16 protein-coding genes are annotated in these 18,156 nt (G+C 65.9%); 10 read left to right on the top strand and 6 right to left on the bottom strand.

Going from position 1 to position 18,156, the window contains the following annotated elements; translation table 11 throughout:
• Positions 1-138: 138 nt before the first annotated feature.
• On the bottom strand, positions 139-2,691 hold the full coding sequence (locus tag ShzoTeo12_RS15360) for an ABC transporter permease (RefSeq protein WP_318910242.1): 2,553 nt from the start codon (positions 2,689-2,691) through the stop codon (positions 139-141).
• The gene (locus ShzoTeo12_RS15355) at positions 2,688-3,401 is read right to left on the bottom strand and encodes an ABC transporter ATP-binding protein (RefSeq protein WP_318910241.1); all 714 of its coding nucleotides are present in this window, start codon (positions 3,399-3,401) and stop codon (positions 2,688-2,690) included. The genes ShzoTeo12_RS15360 and ShzoTeo12_RS15355 overlap by 4 nt, the downstream gene beginning before the upstream one ends.
• 59 nt (positions 3,402-3,460) lie before the next feature.
• On the opposite strand from ShzoTeo12_RS15355, the gene ShzoTeo12_RS15350 reads away from it, so the two are divergent.
• The 7 genes from ShzoTeo12_RS15350 to ShzoTeo12_RS15320 all read left to right on the top strand — a co-directional run bounded on the left by ShzoTeo12_RS15350 (position 3,461) and on the right by ShzoTeo12_RS15320 (position 11,093).
• Positions 3,461-4,105 (top strand): arylesterase, encoded by a 645-nt coding sequence (locus ShzoTeo12_RS15350; RefSeq protein WP_318910240.1) that lies wholly within the window; start codon positions 3,461-3,463, stop codon positions 4,103-4,105.
• A gap of 82 nt (positions 4,106-4,187) precedes the next feature.
• Positions 4,188-4,769, top strand: a complete 582-nt coding sequence (gene thpR / locus ShzoTeo12_RS15345; RefSeq protein WP_119257844.1) for an RNA 2',3'-cyclic phosphodiesterase — start codon at positions 4,188-4,190, stop codon at positions 4,767-4,769.
• A 272-nt stretch (positions 4,770-5,041) separates the two neighbouring features.
• Positions 5,042-8,065, top strand: a complete 3,024-nt coding sequence (locus ShzoTeo12_RS15340) for a helicase-related protein (RefSeq protein WP_318912462.1) — start codon at positions 5,042-5,044, stop codon at positions 8,063-8,065.
• 4 nt (positions 8,066-8,069) lie between these two features.
• Entirely contained in the window at positions 8,070-8,489 is a 420-nt protein-coding gene (locus tag ShzoTeo12_RS15335) for an RNA-binding S4 domain-containing protein (RefSeq protein WP_318910239.1), read from the top strand.
• Between the two features lie 191 nt (positions 8,490-8,680).
• Positions 8,681-9,019, top strand: a complete 339-nt coding sequence (fdxA, locus tag ShzoTeo12_RS15330) for a ferredoxin FdxA (protein WP_119257840.1) — start codon at positions 8,681-8,683, stop codon at positions 9,017-9,019.
• 395 nt (positions 9,020-9,414) lie between these two features.
• Positions 9,415-9,984, top strand: coding sequence for a CarD family transcriptional regulator (locus tag ShzoTeo12_RS15325; protein WP_119257839.1), 570 nt, complete (start codon positions 9,415-9,417; stop codon positions 9,982-9,984).
• A gap of 245 nt (positions 9,985-10,229) precedes the next feature.
• Positions 10,230-11,093 (top strand): RNA polymerase factor sigma-32, encoded by an 864-nt coding sequence (locus tag ShzoTeo12_RS15320; protein ID WP_318910238.1) that lies wholly within the window; start codon positions 10,230-10,232, stop codon positions 11,091-11,093.
• Positions 11,094-11,096: 3 nt separating this feature from the next.
• Here ShzoTeo12_RS15320 and ShzoTeo12_RS15315 read toward each other — a convergent pair whose 3' ends face one another.
• From ShzoTeo12_RS15315 to dapF, 4 genes are read right to left on the bottom strand one after another with little or no spacing between them, the layout of a single operon-like run.
• Entirely contained in the window at positions 11,097-11,747 is a 651-nt protein-coding gene (locus tag ShzoTeo12_RS15315) for a septation protein A (protein ID WP_318910237.1), read from the bottom strand.
• Positions 11,744-13,309 carry a signal recognition particle-docking protein FtsY gene (gene ftsY / locus ShzoTeo12_RS15310; RefSeq protein ID WP_318910236.1) on the bottom strand — a complete coding sequence of 522 codons (1,566 nt, stop codon included), beginning with the start codon at positions 13,307-13,309 and terminating at the stop codon, positions 11,744-11,746. Before ftsY ends, ShzoTeo12_RS15315 begins: the two co-directional genes overlap by 4 nt.
• A gap of 12 nt (positions 13,310-13,321) precedes the next feature.
• Positions 13,322-14,611: a tRNA (N(6)-L-threonylcarbamoyladenosine(37)-C(2))-methylthiotransferase MtaB gene (mtaB, locus tag ShzoTeo12_RS15305; RefSeq protein WP_318910235.1), complete on the bottom strand. Its 1,290-nt coding sequence runs from the start codon at positions 14,609-14,611 to the stop codon at positions 13,322-13,324.
• Positions 14,608-15,507, bottom strand: coding sequence for a diaminopimelate epimerase (gene dapF, locus ShzoTeo12_RS15300; RefSeq protein WP_318910234.1), 900 nt, complete (start codon positions 15,505-15,507; stop codon positions 14,608-14,610). The genes mtaB and dapF overlap by 4 nt, the downstream gene beginning before the upstream one ends.
• A gap of 369 nt (positions 15,508-15,876) precedes the next feature.
• Between dapF and ffh the strand changes: the two genes are divergently transcribed.
• The 3 genes from ffh to rpsP are packed head-to-tail and all read left to right on the top strand — an operon-like array spanning position 15,877 to position 18,149.
• Positions 15,877-17,421 (top strand): signal recognition particle protein, encoded by a 1,545-nt coding sequence (gene ffh, locus ShzoTeo12_RS15295; RefSeq protein WP_318910233.1) that lies wholly within the window; start codon positions 15,877-15,879, stop codon positions 17,419-17,421.
• A gap of 10 nt (positions 17,422-17,431) precedes the next feature.
• Entirely contained in the window at positions 17,432-17,752 is a 321-nt protein-coding gene (locus ShzoTeo12_RS15290) for a chorismate mutase (protein ID WP_119257832.1), read from the top strand.
• Positions 17,753-17,783: 31 nt separating this feature from the next.
• Positions 17,784-18,149, top strand: coding sequence for a 30S ribosomal protein S16 (rpsP, locus tag ShzoTeo12_RS15285; RefSeq protein WP_119257831.1), 366 nt, complete (start codon positions 17,784-17,786; stop codon positions 18,147-18,149).
• Positions 18,150-18,156: the final 7 nt, after the last annotated feature.

Here is an 18,156-nt window from a genome sequence, read left to right as displayed (position 1 = left end):
TTACGGTGTCGGTCCCTGCCTTGCGGGCGGTTCCGGGCAGCCGCTGCGGGGCTCCAGCTTGCCTGACGTGAATATGAGCATGAATTGTGTTCCGCACAAGACCCGCAACCTCGGCGGAGGGTGCGGGCCGGTCGTTTTTCAGAGCTCGCGCAGCACGGGCGCGGCCTTCTGCCCCAGAATGCGCCAGGTCCCCGCAAGGCCGATGCCGACGGTGAGGATAAGCGCGGTCGCGACCGTCATCACCGCGACGTCGGGCAGGAAGCTCGACGGCAGCTTCATGATGCGGCTCACCACGAACCAGGCAGCCGCCCCGCCGGCGAAGAGCGCGAAGACGGCGGTTGCCAGCCCCAGCATCAGGTATTCGTAGCTGAAGGCGCGGATGAGTGTCGCCCGCGTCGCGCCGAGCGTCTTCAGCACCACCGCGTCGTGCACGCGCGCCCGGTTGCCGGCGGCGAGCGCCCCGGCGAGCACGAGGATGGAGGCGACCAGCGCGACGGCGGCGGCCGCCCTTATGGCGGTGGCGAGCTGCCCGACCAGTTCGTTCACCACGTCGAGCGCATCCTTGACGCGCACGCTGGTGACGGTCGGATAGGCATTGGTGATCGCCTTCAGCGTCGCGGCCTCCTGCGCCGCCGTCGCGCCCGGGTCGATCACGGTGGCGAGCCAGGCATGCGGCGCGCTGGCGAAGGTGTTCGGCGAGAAGACCATGACGAAGTTGATCGACAGCGATTCCCACTCGACATTGCGGAAATTGGCGATGCGTGCGGTGATGTTGCGGCCGAGCACGTTGACGGTCACCGTATCGCCGATCTTCAGGCCGAGCTCGCGGCCCTCCTCGGTGGAGAAGGACACCAGCGGTTCGCCGGAATAGTCCTCCGGCCACCAGGTCCCTTCCGAAAGCGTCGAGTTTTCCGGCACGCGCTTGGCATAGGTGATGCCGCGGTCGCCGCGCAGCACCCATTGCCCTTCCGGCGGAACCTTGACCTTGGCGACGTCGACACCGTCGAGCTCCATCACCCGGCCGCGCAGCATCGGCACCTCGATGATCTTGCCCTCCGGCATGTTCGCCTTCAGTACTTCGCGGAAGCCGTCGAGTTCGCTGCCCTGGATATCGACGAAGAAGAAGTTCGGCGCACGCTCCGGCAGGTTGCCGGTGAGCTCGCGGCGCAGGTTTCCGTCGATCAGCGTCAGCGTGACGAGGAGGGCAAGGCCGAGGCCGAGCGACAGCACGACGGAGGAGGTCAGCGCGCCCGGACGGTGGATGTTGCCGACCGCGAGCCGGAGCGCCGGCGAATTGACCCGCGGGCTGCGCCGCGCCAGCGCCGTGATCAGCATGGCGACGACCCTGAGCACGACAAAGGCGAAGGCGATGGCGCCGAGGAAGACGAGCGCGATGTAGCGGTCATAGGCCGTGTAGACGGCAAGGCCGGCCAGCGCCGCAAGGAAGAGCGCAGCGCTCAGAATATAGGGCCAGCCCGGCAGGCGGCCCGCCTCGAAGCCCTGCTCGCGGAAGAGCGCGGTGGCCGGCACCTCGCGGGCATGGCCGAGCGGCATGATGGCGAAGGCGAGCGCCGTCAGCAGGCCGAAGACGGCGGCAAGCAGCAGCGCGGAGGGGTAGAGCTCGGCCTTGGCCGATACCGGCAGCACGCCGCCGAGGAACTGCATCGCCACGGACGGCATCAGGGCGCCGACCGCAAGGCCGATCAGGATGCCGATCGAGGCGATCAGAGCGATCTGCGCGAGATAGACGAGCGCGACGAGCGAGGCCGGCGCGCCGAGGCACTTGAAGGTGGCGATCACCGAGCGCTTGGAATCGAGATAGGCGCGCACGGCGTTCGCCACGCCGACGCCCCCGACGATCAGCGCCGTCAGGCCGACCAGCGTCAGGAACTGCGAGAAGCGGGTGATGTTGGCGGTCAGCGCCGGCGCCGCGCTGTCGGCCGTACGGATCGACCAGCCGGCCGTCGGGAAGGCCTTGTTGGCTTCCGCGCGGATGGCGGCCGGGGAGAGATCGGGTTTCGCAAGGCGGATGCGATAGGCATTCTCCACGAGGCTGCCCGTCTGCACCAGCCCGCTCGCCCGCAGGGCCTCCTCGGGCAGCATCAGGCGCGGGGCGAAGCCGAAGCCTTCAGAGACGGCGTCCGGCTCGCGGGTGAGCGTGGCGGCGATGCGGATCTTCGCCGTGCCGAGCAGGATCTCGTCACCGACGGCAAGGCCGAGCCGGTCGAGCAGCAGAGGCGCGACGACCGCGCCATAGGCGTCGCCATCCTTCGCGAAGAGCGCAGCGGCCGGCTTCTGCGGCTCGGTCTCCAGCGTGCCGTAGAGCGGATAGGCGCCGTCGACGCCCTTCGCCTCCACCAGCGTCTGGTCGGAGCCGTCCGGCAGGCGCACCATGGAGCGCAGGCCCGTGGTCCTGGAAACCGCGCCGAGGCCCTCGAAATAGTTCAGCTCCTCGGGCGTGGCGAAGCGGTTGCGGAATTCGAAGCGCACGTCGCCGGCCAGCAGCGTCTGGCCCTGCGAGGCTATCGCCTGCGTAATGGCGCTCGACACCGAATTGACGCCGGCAATCGCCGCCGTGCCGAGCGCGATGCAGGCGAGGAAGATGTAGAAGCCCTTCAGGCCGCCGCGCATTTCGCGCAAGGCAAGGCGAAGGGCGAGCGGGACCTGGCGGAGGACCGCGCCGGCCCTCATGCCGGCACCGCTTCGGCAAGCGCGCGCAGGGGCGCGGCGCCCGAGACGATTTCGCCCGAGCGCATGGCGACCTGCCGGCCGCAGCGGGCGGCAAGCGCCGGATCGTGCGTTACCAGCACCAGCGTCATGCCGCGCTCGGCTTGCTTGGAAAAGAGGAGGTCGGCGATCTGGCGGCCGGTCTCCGTGTCGAGGTTGCCGGTCGGCTCGTCGGCGATCAGCAGCTTCGGCGATGGCGCGAGCGCGCGGGCAATGGCGACGCGCTGCTGCTCGCCGCCCGAAAGCTGGCCGGGATAGTGCGACAGGCGCTCGCCGAGCCCGACGGCCTCCAGCTCGCGCCGCGCGATATCGAAGGCGTCGCGCACATTGGCCAGCTCCAGCGGCACGGCGACGTTTTCCAGCGCCGTCATGTTGGGAATGAGGTGGAAGGACTGGAAGACGATGCCGATATTGCGGCCGCGGAAATCGGCCACCCTGTCCTCGTTCATCGCGTGCAGGGCGGCGCCGTCGATATGGATCTCGCCGCCGTCCAGCCGTTCGAGGCCTGCCAGCACCATCAGCAGCGTCGACTTGCCGGAGCCGGACGGCCCGACGATGCCGACCGATTCGCCCGCATCGATCGTCAGGTCGATCCCCTTGAGGACATGCACGGATGCGGCCGCCCGTCCGAGGGTGAGATCGGCTTTTTTCAGATCGATGATGGTTCTGGCCAAGGAATTCTGCCCTATATGTATGGAAAAGACTGGAATGCCAGCAATCTAGGATCAGCATCATGTCGTTTAAAGCGGCGCTCGGATTTTTCGCCTCACTTGCCATCACAGCTTTGTTATCCACGGGCATGGCCCGCGCCGAACCTGTCAAGCTCGTCGGCTTCGGCGACAGCCTGATGGCCGGCTACCAGCTTCCGGCTGCCGACGCCTTCCCGGTCAAGCTGGAGGCGGCCCTTCGGGCGAAGGGCCATGAGGTCGAGATCGCCAATGCCGGCGTCTCGGGCGACACGACCTCCGGCGGCCTCGCCCGCCTCGACTGGTCGATCCCCGACGGGACGCAGGGCGTCATCCTCGAGCTCGGCGCCAACGACGCGCTGCGCGGCATCGCGCCGGAGGAGACCGAAAAGAACCTCGACGCCATGCTGACGCGGCTCAAGGAGCGCGGCATCGCGGTGCTGCTCGCCGGCATGCTCGCCCCGCCCAACATGGGCGCGGACTATGCCGAACGCTTCAATGGCATCTACGGACGCCTTTCGGAAAAGCACGGTGTTCCGCTCTATCCCTTCTTCCTCGACGGGGTCGTCACCAAGGCGAACCTCCAGATCGAGGATGGAATGCATCCGAACCCGGCGGGCGTGGACGTCATGGTCCAGTCCATCCTGCCGACGGTCGAGACCTTCCTCAAGTCGATCAAGGCAGGGGAGTAGTTCTCGCGGGTGCGAAATTAGGGTTGCGCAAAAATCCGTTGCGTGATTCGCTGACGTTACTTTCCAGCAGGGAGAAGTCGCCATGCCGAGACTTTTCGTCGCCCTCGAAGTGCCGCGCAACGCGGCGATGAGCCTCTCGCTCCTGAGAGGCGGACTTCCCGGAGCCCGCTGGATAGACGTCGAGAACTTCCACATCACGCTGCGCTTCATCGGCGATATCGACGGGCGCACCGCCGACGAGGTGGTCGACCGGCTCGACCGCATCGAGCGCCCGGAATTCCAGCTCGCGCTTTCCGGCATCGGCTCCTTCGGCTCGAAGAAGCCGCATTCGGTTTTCGCCGGTGTCACGCAGGCGCCGGAAATGTACGCGCTGCAGGGCGAGGTCGAGCGCATCTGCCAGCGCCTCGGCCTTCCCGCCGATCCGCGCAAGTTCACCCCGCACGTCACGCTCGCGCGCCTGCGCAACGCCCGCACCGAGGACGTCGCCCACTACCTCTCCGGCCGCGGAAACTTCCACACCGCGCCCTTCACCGTGAACCGCTTCGTGCTGATGTCCTCGAAGGAATCGGTCGGCGGCGGACCGTATCTGACGGAAGAGGTGTTTCCGCTCTACGAGGCGGGCGGCGGCTGGGACGGGGCGGATCTGCGCGACCATCTCGTTTGATCGCCCCGGCCAGCAGGGCGGCTCCTTACCGGTTGATCCGATTCAGCATTTCGTGGTTCTGCCGCGGGCCGGCCCACCCCTAGAGGTGAACAAACCCTGAATCACCCAGAGTCATCGATTCGTCTCCGTTTCGTTCGCGCCCTGTTCCAGACTCTTGCAAAGCATCGGGAAAACCGCCCTATTTCGCCTCCCCCCTTGCCATCGGCCGCCCCGATGGGCATCTGTGAGCCCGAAACTGAAACCTGCCGGGGCATGTCTTGTCGCAAGCACCCATGATCCTGAGCGGCCGCGGGGTGACCGCGGTGCTCGGCCCGACCAATACGGGCAAGACCCACTACGCAATCGAGCGCATGGTGGCACATGAGACGGGCGTTATCGGCCTGCCTCTGCGCCTTCTCGCGCGCGAGGTCTATACGCGCCTCGTCGAGAAGGTCGGCCAGCACAATGTCGCGCTCGTCACCGGCGAGGAGAAGATCACGCCGCATATGGCGCGCTTCTCTGTCTGCACGGTGGAGGCGATGCCGCGCGAGACGCGCGCCGCCTTCGTCGCCATCGACGAGGTGCAGCTTGCCGGCGATCTGGAACGCGGCCACATCTTCACCGACCGGGTGCTGCATCTGAGGGGCCGCGACGAGACGCTGCTGCTCGGCGCGGCTACCATGAAGCCGATCCTCGAGCAGCTCCTGCCCGGCATCCATGTCATCGAGCGGCCGCGCCTGTCGCAGCTCTTCTATTCCGGCTCGAAGAAGATCACGCGCCTGCCGCAGCGCACCGCCATCGTCGCCTTCTCGGCCGATGAGGTCTATGCCATCGCCGAACTCATCCGCCGCCAGCGCGGCGGGGCGGCGGTGGTGCTCGGCGCGCTCTCGCCGCGTACCCGCAATGCGCAGGTCGCGCTCTACCAGGAGGGCGACGTCGAATATCTCGTCGCCACCGATGCCATCGGCATGGGCCTCAACCTCGACGTCGACCATGTCGCCTTCGCGCAGGATCGAAAATTCGACGGCTACCAGTTCCGCAACCTCAACCCGGCCGAGCTCGCCCAGATCGCCGGCCGTGCCGGCCGGCACCTGCGCGACGGCACCTTCGGCGTGACGGGCCGCGTCGATCCCTTCGACGACGAACTGGTCAAGCGCATCGAGACGCACCATTTCGATCCCGTGAAGGTGCTGCAATGGCGCACGACCCGCTTCGACTATTCCTCCCTGCAATCGCTGCGCCAGTCGCTCGATGCGCCGCCGCCGATCGGCGGGCTGACGCGGGCGCTGCCGGCCGTCGACCAGCAGGCGCTGGACCATCTCTCGCGCTACCCGGATGTCCGGGACCTTGCGACGACGCCCGAGCGCGTCGAAAAGCTCTGGGAAGCCTGCGCGCTTCCCGATTATCGCCGCATCACGCCCGCCCAGCATGCCGATCTCATCTCGACGCTCTATGCGGACCTGGTAAAGCGTGGCACGGTGAACGAAGATTTTCTGGCGGATCAGGTCCGCCGGGCCGACCGGACCGATGGCGAGATCGACACGCTTTCGGCACGAATCGCGCAGATAAGGACCTGGACCTATGTGTCGAATCGGCCCGGATGGCTTGCCGATCCGACACACTGGCAGGAAAAGACGCGGGAAATCGAAGACCGATTGTCCGATGCGCTACATGAACGGTTGACGAAACGCTTTGTTGATCGCAGGACATCTGTGCTCATGAAGCGCCTGAGAGAGAATGCGATGCTGGAAGCTGAAATCAGTGTGAATGGCGATGTCTTCGTAGAGGGACATCATGTCGGGCAGTTGGCCGGTTTCCGGTTCACGCTGGCCGCCGGGACGGAAGGCCCCGATGCGAAGGCCGTGCAGGCGGCTGCGCAGAAGGCGCTCGCGCTGGAGTTCGAGGCCCGTGCCGCACGCCTGCATGCCGCCGGCAATGCCGATCTCGCGCTGAGCTCGGACGGCACCGTGCGCTGGCTCGGCGATCCCGTCGCGCGCCTTTCGGCCTCCGACCACATCATGCGCCCGCGCGTCATCCTGCTCTCCGACGAGCAGCTGACGGGCAATGCGCGCGACCACGTTGCCGCCCGCATCGAGCGCTTCGTGAACCATCACATCGCGACCGTGCTGAAGCCGCTGGACGATCTTTCGCGTGCCGAAGACCTGCAGGGCCTTGCCAAGGGCCTCGCCTTCCAGCTCGTGGAAAGCCTCGGCGTGCTGTTCCGCCGCGACGTCGCCGACGACGTGAAGGCGCTCGACCAGGACGCCCGCGCTTCCATGCGCAAGCACGGTATCCGCTTCGGCGCCTACCACATCTTCATGCCGGCGCTGCTGAAGCCCGCTCCGGCCGAACTCATCACGCTGCTCTGGGCGCTGAAGAACGACGGCCTCGACAAGCCGGGCTACGGCGACCTTATCCCGGTGCTGGCCGCCGGCCGCACCTCGGTCGTCACCGATCCGAGCTACGAGCGTGCCTTCTACAAGCTGGCCGGCTTCCGTTTCCTCGGCAAGCGCGCCGTGCGCATCGACATCCTCGAGCGCCTTGCCGACCTCATCCGTCCGCTCCTGCAGTGGAAGCCCGGCACGCCGCGTCCGGAAGGCGCCTATGACGGCCGCCGCTTCATGGCGACGACCGCCATGCTCTCCATTCTCGGCGCGACGCCGGACGACATGGAGGAGATCCTCAAGGGTCTCGGCTACCGTGCCGACAGCGTGAAGGCCGAGGAGGCCGCCGCCTTCCTCGCCGCGCAGGCCCCGGCCGCCGCCGCTGCGGAGACCCCGGCGGAAGCAGGCGCGGAGACCTCCGACGAACACGATGCCGATGCGTCCGACGAAGGCGAAGCGACGGCTGAAGCCCCGGTCGAGACAACCGAGGCTCCGGCTGCGGCCACCGAGGCACCCGTTGCCGAGACTGCGGAAGCCCCGGTCGCGGAAGCGGCCGGCGAAGGCGAGCCGGCCGAGGCCAAGCCCGTCCTCCTCTGGCGTCCGGGCTCGCGCCACGACAACCAGCGTCAGGGCCAGCGCCACGGCGACCGTCAGGGCCAGGGCGAACGCCGCGGCGGCGAGCGTCATCGCGGCCAGCCGGCCGGCGAGCGTGGCGAGCGCCGGGAAGGCGGCCGCGGCCGCCCGGACCAGAACAAGGGCCGCGACGGAAAGCCGCAGGGCGGCAACCGCCCGGATCGCGGCGAGCGCAACGACCGTGGCGGCAAGCCGCAGCAGGCGAAGTTCGAGGCCCGGCCTCCCCGCAAGGAAAAGCCGATCGATCCGGATTCGCCCTTCGCCAAGCTCGCGGCGCTCAAGGAGCAGATGAAGAAGTAGGCCGATGGCGCATAACGAGGAACAGCCCGCGGGTCAGGCGCGACAGCGCATCGACAAGTGGCTGTTCTTCGCGCGGCTGCGCAAGTCCCGCTCGCTCGCGGCGAAGTCCGTCGAGGCGGGCGATGTCAGCGTCAACGGCGTCAGTGTCCGCCAGCCCTCGCATGCGGTGCGGCCGGGCGACGTTATCGTCCTCTCGCTCGACCGGCACGACGCGGTGGTCAAGGTGCTCCAGCCCGGCGTGCGCCGCGGCCCCTATGAGGAAGCCCGCCTTCTCTACAGCGACATGACGCCGCCCCCAGCGCCCCGCGAGGAGCGCAATCTCTTTGCGCAGGCGACGCGCGAACGGGGTGCCGGACGGCCGACGAAGCGGGAGCGCCGGGAAACCGACCGGCTCCAGGCTTTTCCCGGCGACGACGAGGATTAGAATTCTATACCTCGCCCACGTCAGGCGGCGCATGTATTACGCTTGCAAAGCGCCTGCAAAGCCTTTACCTCAGCCACCGGACAGCCTGCGCGAGCGCGGCCCTCTTCTGTCCGGCAAGCCGACTGCGTGACAGGTTTTGCGGCGCCGGATGGCCCCGCCTCCGCCGCCTTATGACGATTCTGGAGTGAAGCATGACGTATGTCGTGACCGACAACTGCATCCGCTGCAAGTACACGGACTGTGTGGAAGTGTGCCCCGTCGACTGCTTCTATGAGGGCGAGAACTTTCTCGTCATCCATCCCGACGAATGCATCGACTGCGGCGTCTGCGAACCGGAATGTCCCGCCGAGGCCATCAAGCCGGATACCGAGCCGGGCCTCGACAAGTGGCTGAAGATCAATTCGGAATTCGCCTCGGTCTGGCCGAACATCACGATCAAGCGCGATGCGATGCCGGAAGCCAAGGAAATGGACGGCGTGGAAGGCAAGTACGAGCAGTATTTCTCGCCGAAGCCCGGCCAGGGCGACTGACCCCGCCGGCCGGGCGCGATCGCCCGGCACCGGGCGGCAATGACCGAAGCTGGGGAAAAAAGCATGCTCGCGCGAAAAGCGCGATAGGGCAGGCTTGATGACCCATGCGAAGCAAATTATTGATTTCGGCACTTTTTTGTGATAGGGTCCGGATACTGATCCAAATCGCGGCATTTTGCGTGCCCGAACACCACCACGAAAGCTAACGATCCCTCAACGTCGCTCACCTCCCATAGGCAACCTCGGTTGCTCAAATGTGATCGCGTCGAAAGGGACGTTTTTGCGCATGGCGGACGGACCAGTGGTGACACCCCCAAGGTGCCCCCCGTCTTTCCCGGGTCCCCGGACCCACCCCGGCCGTCGCCGGGGAGCGTAACAGGGAGTATTTGAATAGAATGACGACCCAGCAGAAGAAATCTTCCACGCGCCAGGGCTTCAAGACCGGCGAGTCGATCGTCTATCCCGCTCACGGCGTCGGCCAGATCGTCGCCATCGAAGAGCAGGAAGTCGCCGGCATGAAGCTCGAGCTTTTTGTCATCGATTTCGAGAAGGACAAGATGCGTCTCAAGGTGCCGGTTGCCAAGGCCGTTTCCATCGGCATGCGCAAACTGTCGGAGACCGATTTCGTCGACCGCGCGCTGAAGGTTGTCCAGGGCAAGGCCCGCGTGAAGCGTACCATGTGGTCGCGCCGCGCGCAGGAATACGATGCCAAGATCAATTCGGGCGACCTGATCTCGATTGCCGAAGTGGTCCGCGACCTCTATCGCGCCGAGAACCAGCCGGAACAGTCCTATTCCGAGCGTCAGCTCTATGAAGCCGCTCTCGACCGCATGGCCCGCGAAATCGCCGCCGTGAACAAGATGTCGGAAACCGAAGCCGTTCGTCTCGTCGAGACGAACCTCGCCAAGGGTCCGAAGCGCGGCAAGGCCATCGAGGAAGACGACTCGCAGGACGAAGCGGCCTGATCTAGGGCGCAACGTCGAAATTTAAAGCCCGGCTGGCGACAGCCGGGTTTTTTATTGGAACTTTTTTGCGCCGCACCCGTTTGAACGCCCGAGGACGACCGGCTCCGGGCGGCCGCGGGAGTGGAACAGCCGCTTTCTTCGCTCGAAGCCCTTTTCGAGCGATCCGCAGGCTCCTCTGAAACGTCATCGTCACGCAGACGAGAGATAGTGCCTCTCGCCGCCTCGGTTCACGTGGAGAGACCGCCATGGCTACGACGACCGCAGACCGCCGCATGATCAAGCTCGCTATGTCCGCCCCCTATCTGGAAAGGGAGGAGGAGCAGGCCCTCGCCCATGCCTGGAAGGACAATCACGACCAGCATGCGCGCAATCGCATCGCCATGGCCCATATGCGCCTCGTCGTCTCGATGGCCGGCAAGTTTCGCAACTTCGGCCTGCCGCTCGGCGATCTCGTACAGGAGGGCTATATCGGCCTGCTGGAAGCGGCAGCCCGCTTCGAGCCGGAGCGGCAGGTGCGCTTCTCCACCTATGCAAGCTGGTGGATTCGCGCCTCCATCCAGGACTATGTGCTGCGCAACTGGTCCATCGTGCGCGGCGGTACCAGCTCCGCGCAGAAGGCGCTCTTCTTCAACCTCCGGCGCCTTCGCGCCCGGCTCGCCCGCGGCGATGACCATCTGACGAGCGAGGCGATCCATCAGGAGATCGCGGCGGCCCTCGGGGTCAGCACGGCGGATGTGCGCACCATGGACGCGCGGCTTTCCGCCTCCGACGTCTCCCTCCAGGCGCCGCTTTCTGTAGGGGAGGGCGGCGAGGGCTCGAACCGCCTTGATTTCCTCACCAGCGACGCGCCCCTGCCCGATGAGCAGGCCGAGGGCAGCATCGACGGCGAACGCCGTCATCACTGGCTGCACTCGGCACTCGGCCAGCTCAACGAGCGCGAGATGAAGATCATCCGCGCCCGCCGCCTCGCCGAGAATGGCGCGACGCTCGAGGAATTGGGCATTCTCCTCGGCATCTCGAAGGAGCGCGTGCGCCAGATCGAGAACCGGGCGCTGGAAAAGCTGAAGGCCGTGCTGATCAGCAAGACGGCGGATTTCGCCTACGCGTGAGGCTTACGGCGCCTTTTCTTCTTCCGGCTGCTCGGCCGAATGGCGCATGATCAGCGGCATCTGCGAGAGCGTGAAGAGGATGGTGATGGGCATGGTGCCCCAGACCTTGAAGGCGACCCAGAAATCGGTCGAAAAATTGCGCCAGACGACCTCGTTCATCACGGCGAGCACGAGGAAGAACAGGCCCCAGCGCAGCGTCAGCTTGCGCCAGCCCTCGTCCGTCAGCTTAAAGGCGGCGTGGAAGACGTAGCCGAGCAGCGACTTGCCGAAGAAAAGCCCGCCGAGCAGGATGACGCCGAACAGCGTGTTGACGATGGTCGGCTTCATCTTGATGAAGGTGTCGTTCTGCAGCCAGAGCGTCAGCGCGCCGAAGACGAAGACGACGACGCCCGAGATCAGCGGCATCATCGGCAGGGTGCGCGTCAGGATCCACGAGACGACGAGCGCGATGGCCGTCGCGGCCATGAAGAGGCCGGTGGCGATGAAGATCGGCCCGCCCATCTCGGCCAGCACCGGAAAGTGCGACGCCAGCCATTCGCCGCGCGAATTGGCGAAGAAGAAGACGACGAGCGGTCCGAGTTCCAGCACCATCTTGAGGAGCGGGCTGACCTTCTCCTCTTCCTTGGCCGGTGCGTCCAGCGTTGCCTTGCTCATGCTCCAACTCCTGCGATCGCTTCCGCGAAATCCTTGGCCTCGAAGGGTTCGAGATCGTCGATCCCTTCGCCGACACCGATGAAATAGACCGGCAGCTTGTGCTTGGCGGCAATCGCCACAAGGATGCCGCCGCGGGCCGTACCGTCCAATTTTGTCATGATCAGGCCCGAGACCCCCGCGACGTTGCGGAAAATCTCGACCTGGTTCATCGCGTTCTGGCCGGTCGTGGCGTCGAGCGTCTGGAGCACGGTGTGCGGGGCGTCGGGATCGAGCTTGCCGAGGACGCGCACGATCTTCTCCAGCTCGGCCATCAGCTCGGCCTTGTTCTGGAGGCGGCCGGCGGTGTCGACGATGAGGACGTCGCTCTTCTTCAGCTTGGCCTGTTCGTAAGCCTCATAGGCAAGCCCCGCCGCATCGGCGCCGAGCTTGGAGGAAACGATGTCGGAGCTGGTGCGATCCGCCCAGATCTTGAGCTGCTCGATGGCGGCGGCGCGGAACGTGTCGCCGGCCGCCAGCATCACCTTCAGGCCCGCTCCGGAAAGCTTGGCGGCGAGCTTGCCGATGGTTGTCGTCTTGCCGGTGCCGTTGACGCCGACGACGAGGATGACATGCGGCTTGTGGCTGAGGTCGAGTTCCAGCGGCTTTGCGACAGGTTCGAGGACCTTGGTGATCTCGGCCGACATGATGCGCGAGACGTCCGCACCGGTCACGTCCTTGCCGTAGCGCTCGGAGGCGAGCGTGTCGGTGATGCGCAGCGCCGTCTCCACGCCGAGATCGGCCTGGATCAGCAGGTCCTCGAGGTCCTGCAGCGTGTCGTCGTCGAGCTTGCGCTTGGTGAAGAGGCTGGTGATCTGGCCGGTGAGTTGCGAGGAGGTGCGGGCAAGGCCCTCGCGCAGGCGCTGGAACCAGGTGCGCTTCGGCTGCGCCATGGGCGCGGCCTCCTCGACGGGCGCCTTCGCGGATGTGGCAAAGCCCTTCGGCAGGGCGGGTGCGTCGGTGGGCTTTTCAGCACGGAGGGCTTCTGCCAGAACGGGGTCCTCGATGTCGTCCGGCGTATCCTCTTCCGATTCCGCTTCGACGATCTCTTCCACGGGCGCGACGAATTCTTCGACCGGCTCTTCCTCGACGGTTCCGTCTTGCGCTCCGGCTTCCGGCTCTGCGACGACCTTTTCGGCGGCCGGTTCGCTCACGGGTTCCGCTTCGGCCGGTTCTTGGGCGGCCGGCGGAGTCGGTGCGTGGGGAAGCGGGTAGATCTCCGGTTCGACGTCTTCTGGAATATGGTAGTCCGCTTCCGGATTGACGGCTTCCGCCTCATCGAGCAGCGGGTCGCGGTCCTCGTCCTCCTCGGCGGGGGCGGCGGGGATTTCCGCGGTTTCCTCCGATGCGGTCTCTTCCGGTGCAGGCTCTTCCGGGGCGATCTCGATGGCTGGCTGGTCGATGATGTCCGGCTCGGCGACAGGTGTCTCTACCACCTGCTGCTCGGCAATGGGCGCCTCCGGCTTCGGCTCGGTGGCGGTGTCTTTTCCGAATGTAAAAATCTTCTTGATGAAGCCGAGAGCCATGAAAGGTATCCGCTAGTTGCGAAGGGACGCGGCGCCGGCCGCATTGAGGGGCCGCATCGTCAGGTGCCTGCCATTGTGTCCGGTGATCGTCACCGGCACAAGATCGCGCGGCTTAAGCCCCGCGGCATCGACGAGCGTGAAGTTTTCCGTATGGGCAAGGCCGTTGTTCTCCACGAGGATCGTTTCCTCTCTCCCGATCATCGAGACGAGATGGGCCTCATGCAGCCTTTTTCCAGTCTCGCGCAGCCGGGCGGCGCGGTCCTTGACGAGCGCGCGGTCGAGCTGCGGCATGCGCGCGGCCGGCGTGCCGGGGCGCGGGCTGTAGGGAAAGACATGGAGATGGGCGATGCCGCAATCTTCCGCAAGCCGCGCCGCATTGGCGAACATTTCTTCCGTTTCCGTCGGGAAACCCGTGATCATATCCGCGCCGAAGCTGGCATCCGGCCGGGCCATCCGCACCCGCGCACAAAAATCCCGCGCATCGGCGCTCGAATGGCGGCGCTTCATGCGCTTGAGGATCAGGTCGTCACCATGCTGCAGGGAAAGATGCAGGTGTGGCATGAAGCGGGGCTCGTCGGCGATGAGATCCCAGAGATGGTCGTCCGCCTCGATGCTGTCGATGGAGGAGAGCCGCAGGCGGCGGATTTCCGGCACCTGCTTCAGGAGCGTCCTGGCGAGCAGGCCGAGGCTCGGCCTGCCGGGCAGGTCCGCGCCGTAGCTGGTCGCATCGACGCCCGTCAACACGATCTCGCAGTAGCCGCTCTCGACAAGCCTGCGCGCCTGATCGACCACCGCGCCCATAGGCACGGAGCGGGAATTGCCGCGGCCATAGGGGATGATGCAGAAAGTGCAGCGGTGGTCGCAGCCGTTCTGCACCTGCACGAAGGCGCGCACATGGCCGTCGATCAGCTTCACCATCTGCGGTGTGGTCTCGCGCACGCTCATGATGTCGTTGACGCGCAGCTTCTCTTCCGCCGAGACGCCGAAATCCGGCAACGCGCGGTAGGAAGCGCTTTTCAGCTTCTCCTCGTTGCCGAGCACCGCGTCCACCTCCGGCATATCGGCAAAGGTGTGCTTCTCCGTCTGCGCCGCGCAGCCGGTGACGATGATGCGGGCATGGGGATTGTCGCGACGGGCACGGCGGATCGCCTGCCGGGCCTGGCGCACGGCCTCGCCGGTGACGGCGCAGGTATTCACCAGCACGGCATTGTTCAGCCCCGCCTTCTCGGCCTGCGCGCGCATCACTTCCGATTCGTAGGTGTTGAGCCGACAGCCGAAGGTTATGACCTCGACGCCGCTCAAAGGGCGGCCGCCCCGGTCTTGTCGCGGCGGAAGGCGCCGGTCGAGGGATCGAGCGTGCCCGACCATTCCCATTCGGCAGGTCCCGTCATCACGACATGGTCGTCGTCGCGCCATTCGATGGTCAGCGTGCCGCGGTTCGGGCTGCTGGCGACGGTGACGGCGACCTTGCGGCCCGTGCGGCCCGTACGCGCGCCGGAAACGCCGGCGGCGCAGGCGGCCGAGCCGCAGGCGAGCGTCAGGCCTGCGCCGCGTTCCCAGGTCCGCGTCGTCATGGAGGACGGTGAGGTGACCTGCGCCAGCGTGATATTGGCCTTTTCCGGGAACATCGGATGGTTTTCGAGCAACGGGCCGAAGCGGTCGAGATCGAAGCTCATCGGGTCGCGGTCGACCCAGAAGACCGCATGCGGGTTGCCCATCGACATGGCGGCGGGCGAATGCAGGATCGGCGCGTCGATCGGCCCGATTTGCAATTCGATGCGGCTCGTGTCGAAGAATTCCTCGGCGAGCGGAATGCGGTCCCACTCGAAGACCGGCTTGCCCATGTCGACGGAGATCGTGCCGTCCGCATGCTCGGTGGCGTTGAGGATGCCGGCGACCGTCTGGAAGGTGAAGGCCTTGCGGCCCGTCTCGGCGGCGAGCGCCTGCACGACGCAACGCGTGCCGTTGCCGCAGGCCTGCGCTTTGGTGCCGTCGCAGTTGAGAATGTCGATGAAGGCATCCGTGCCCTCGACCTTCGGATCGTGGATCGCCATGATCTGGTCGAAGCGGGTGGCAGGATCGGCATTGAGCGCGATGGCGGCCGCCGGCGTCACGGCATCGGCGCGGCCGCGCATGTCCACGACCAGGATCATGTTTCCCAGTCCGTTCATACGGGCGAATTGCGCTTCAGCGGCCATGTCGGAATGTTCCTGTAAAGACCCGGCGTGGAGTCTTTGATTTCTTGCGCGTATATGGCGCAAACAGGCCTCGATTACCAGACGGAGTCTTCGAATCCTGCCCGCGCCGCTGCCGAATCCTTGGTGCGCGAAGGATTCGCGGGACTCCAATCCTTGACTTTCCGGCCCTGTTGCTGTTTAAGCCGCGCATCTGCGACAAGTGAGACTGCTTGAAGCCGCCGACCGGGACCCATTGCGGTATAAACAGATCCCGGAGGTCAACACCCGACAGCGCGATGCGCCCTCGGGTGCTTTTTGGCTTTGCGTCTTGTTTTTGACGCCGATTGCACCGACGTTTCCGCGTGACGCGGAAACAAGAAGGAAGACGTGATGTTTGAAACACTCCAGGACCGCCTTGGCTCCATTCTGAATGGACTGACAGGCCGTGGCGCGCTTTCCGAGGCCGATGTCTCGGCGGCGCTGCGCGAGGTCCGCCGTGCGCTTCTCGAAGCGGACGTGGCGCTGGAAGTGGTGCGCTCCTTCACGGATGCGGTGCGCGAAAAGGCCGTCGGCGCGGAAATCTTGAAGTCGATCAAGCCCGGCCAGATGGTCGTCAAGCTCGTCCATGACGAGCTGGTCTCCATGCTCGGCTCCGAGGGCGTATCCATCGACCTCAACGCTAGCGCCCCCGTCGTCATCATGATGGTCGGCCTGCAGGGCTCGGGCAAGACCACGACGTCGGGCAAGATCGCCAACCGGCTGAAGACGCGCGAGAAGAAGAAGGTCCTGATGGCCTCGCTCGACACGCGCCGTCCGGCCGCGCAGGAGCAGCTTCGCCAGCTCGGCGTGCAGACCGGCATCGACACGCTGCCGATCATCGCCGGCCAGTCGCCGACCGATATCGCCGCCCGCGCCGTACAGGCCGCGAAGCTCGGCGGCCATGACGTCGTCATCCTCGACACCGCAGGCCGCACCCATATCGACGAGCCGCTGATGATCGAGATGGCGGAGATCAAGCGGAAGTCCAATCCGCACGAGATCCTGCTCGTCGCCGACGCGCTGACCGGTCAGGACGCCGTCAACCTCGCCCGCAATTTCGACGACCGCGTCGGCATCACCGGCCTCGTGCTCACCCGCATGGACGGCGACGGCCGCGGCGGTGCGGCCCTTTCCATGCGCGCCGTCACCGGCAAGCCGATCAAGTTGATCGGCGTCGGCGAGAAGATGGGCGAGCTGGAGGAATTCCATCCCCGCCGCGTCGCCGACCGCATCCTCGGCATGGGCGACATCGTCTCGCTCGTCGAGAAGGCGGCGGAGAACATCGACGCCGAAAAGGCGGCCGCCATGGCCGCCAAGATGGCCAAGGGCAAGTTCGACCTCAACGACCTCGCCGACCAGCTTCGCCAGATGCAGAAGATGGGCGGCATGGGCGGCATCATGGGAATGATGCCCGGCATGGCCGGCATGAAGGACAAGATGTCTGCCGCCGGCCTCGACGACAAGCTCTTCGGCCGCCAGATCGCCATCATCAATTCGATGACCAAGGCCGAGCGCGCCAACCCCGACATGCTCAAGCATTCCCGCAAGAAGCGCATCGCCGCCGGTTCCGGCACCGATGCCGCCGACATCAACAAGCTTCTCAAGATGCACCGCCAGATGGCGGACATGATGAAGATGATGGGCGGCAAGAAGGGCGGCATGATGAAGCAGATGATGGGCGGCCTTGCCGGCAAGATGGGCCTCGGCGGCCTTGGCGGCGGCATGCCCGATCTTTCCAATATGGACCCCAAGCAGCTCGCGGCGCTCGCCAAGCAGGCGGAAGCCGCCGGCATCAAGCCGGGCAGCCTGCCGGGCCTCGGCGGCAGCGGCGGTCTTCGCCTGCCCGGTCTCGGCGGCGGCCTTCCGGGCCTGCCCGGCCTGCCGAAGAAGAAGTGAGGAACGCCGCATGACGATCGATCCGAAGGTCAAGCAGCAACTGGGGGAATACCGGCAGTCGATCGACAATATCGACGCCGCCCTCGTCCATATGCTCGCCGAACGCTTCCGCTGCACCAAGGCGGTGGGCGTGCTGAAGGCGACGCATGAACTGCCGCCGGCCGATCCGGCGCGCGAGGAATACCAGATCGAACGCCTTCGCCGTCTGGCGAAGGATGCCAATCTGGATCCGGATTTCGCGGAGAAGTTCCTGAACTTCATCATCCGCGAGGTGATCCGGCATCATGAAGCCATTGCCGCCGAACATGGCGGCGCAAACCACACCGCTTGAAAAGCGGCCCATCTACCCAAGGAGAAATGACATGTCCCTGAAGATTCGTCTCGCCCGTGGCGGTTCCAAGAAGCGCCCCTACTACCAGATCGTCGTTGCCGACGCCCGCTCCCCGCGTGACGGTCGCTTCCTCGACAAGATCGGTTCCTGGAACCCGATGCTCGGCAAGGAAGACGCGACCCGCGTCCAGATCGACGCCGACCGCGCCAAGGAATGGCTCGCCAAGGGCGCCCAGCCGACCGACCGCGTCGCCCGCTTCCTCGACGACGCCGGCGTCCTGAAGCGCGAAGCCCGCAACAACCCGGACAAGGCAAAGCCGGGCAAGAAGGCTCTCGAGCGCGCCGCCGAAAAGAAGCAGAAGGAAGAAGACGCCGCTGCTGCTGCCGCTGGCGAATAATCTGCCT

Origin of the sequence: Shinella zoogloeoides (genome assembly GCF_033705735.1) — a bacterium.
In the GTDB taxonomy this organism is placed as follows: Bacteria; Pseudomonadota; Alphaproteobacteria; order Rhizobiales; family Rhizobiaceae; genus Shinella; species Shinella zoogloeoides_A.
Note: the sequence above shows the minus strand (reverse complement) of the source record. Positions and strands in the feature narration are given on the sequence as shown.

What these genes read in the sequence shown, in the direction of transcription:
- ShzoTeo12_RS15360 (WP_318910242.1), bottom strand. Translation starts at nt 2,691, where the DNA reads ATGAGGGCCGGCGCGGTCCTCCGCCAGGTCCCGCTCGCCCTTCGCCTT.
- ShzoTeo12_RS15350 (WP_318910240.1), top strand. Translation starts at nt 3,461, where the DNA reads ATGTCGTTTAAAGCGGCGCTCGGATTTTTCGCCTCACTTGCCATCACA.
- thpR (WP_119257844.1), top strand. Translation starts at nt 4,188, where the DNA reads ATGCCGAGACTTTTCGTCGCCCTCGAAGTGCCGCGCAACGCGGCGATG.
- ShzoTeo12_RS15340 (WP_318912462.1), top strand. Translation starts at nt 5,042, where the DNA reads ATGATCCTGAGCGGCCGCGGGGTGACCGCGGTGCTCGGCCCGACCAAT.
- ShzoTeo12_RS15335 (WP_318910239.1), top strand. Translation starts at nt 8,070, where the DNA reads ATGGCGCATAACGAGGAACAGCCCGCGGGTCAGGCGCGACAGCGCATC.
- fdxA (WP_119257840.1), top strand. Translation starts at nt 8,681, where the DNA reads ATGACGTATGTCGTGACCGACAACTGCATCCGCTGCAAGTACACGGAC.
- ShzoTeo12_RS15325 (WP_119257839.1), top strand. Translation starts at nt 9,415, where the DNA reads ATGACGACCCAGCAGAAGAAATCTTCCACGCGCCAGGGCTTCAAGACC.
- ShzoTeo12_RS15320 (WP_318910238.1), top strand. Translation starts at nt 10,230, where the DNA reads ATGGCTACGACGACCGCAGACCGCCGCATGATCAAGCTCGCTATGTCC.
- ShzoTeo12_RS15315 (WP_318910237.1), bottom strand. Translation starts at nt 11,747, where the DNA reads ATGAGCAAGGCAACGCTGGACGCACCGGCCAAGGAAGAGGAGAAGGTC.
- ftsY (WP_318910236.1), bottom strand. Translation starts at nt 13,309, where the DNA reads ATGGCTCTCGGCTTCATCAAGAAGATTTTTACATTCGGAAAAGACACC.
- dapF (WP_318910234.1), bottom strand. Translation starts at nt 15,507, where the DNA reads ATGGCCGCTGAAGCGCAATTCGCCCGTATGAACGGACTGGGAAACATG.
- ffh (WP_318910233.1), top strand. Translation starts at nt 15,877, where the DNA reads ATGTTTGAAACACTCCAGGACCGCCTTGGCTCCATTCTGAATGGACTG.
- ShzoTeo12_RS15290 (WP_119257832.1), top strand. Translation starts at nt 17,432, where the DNA reads ATGACGATCGATCCGAAGGTCAAGCAGCAACTGGGGGAATACCGGCAG.
- rpsP (WP_119257831.1), top strand. Translation starts at nt 17,784, where the DNA reads ATGTCCCTGAAGATTCGTCTCGCCCGTGGCGGTTCCAAGAAGCGCCCC.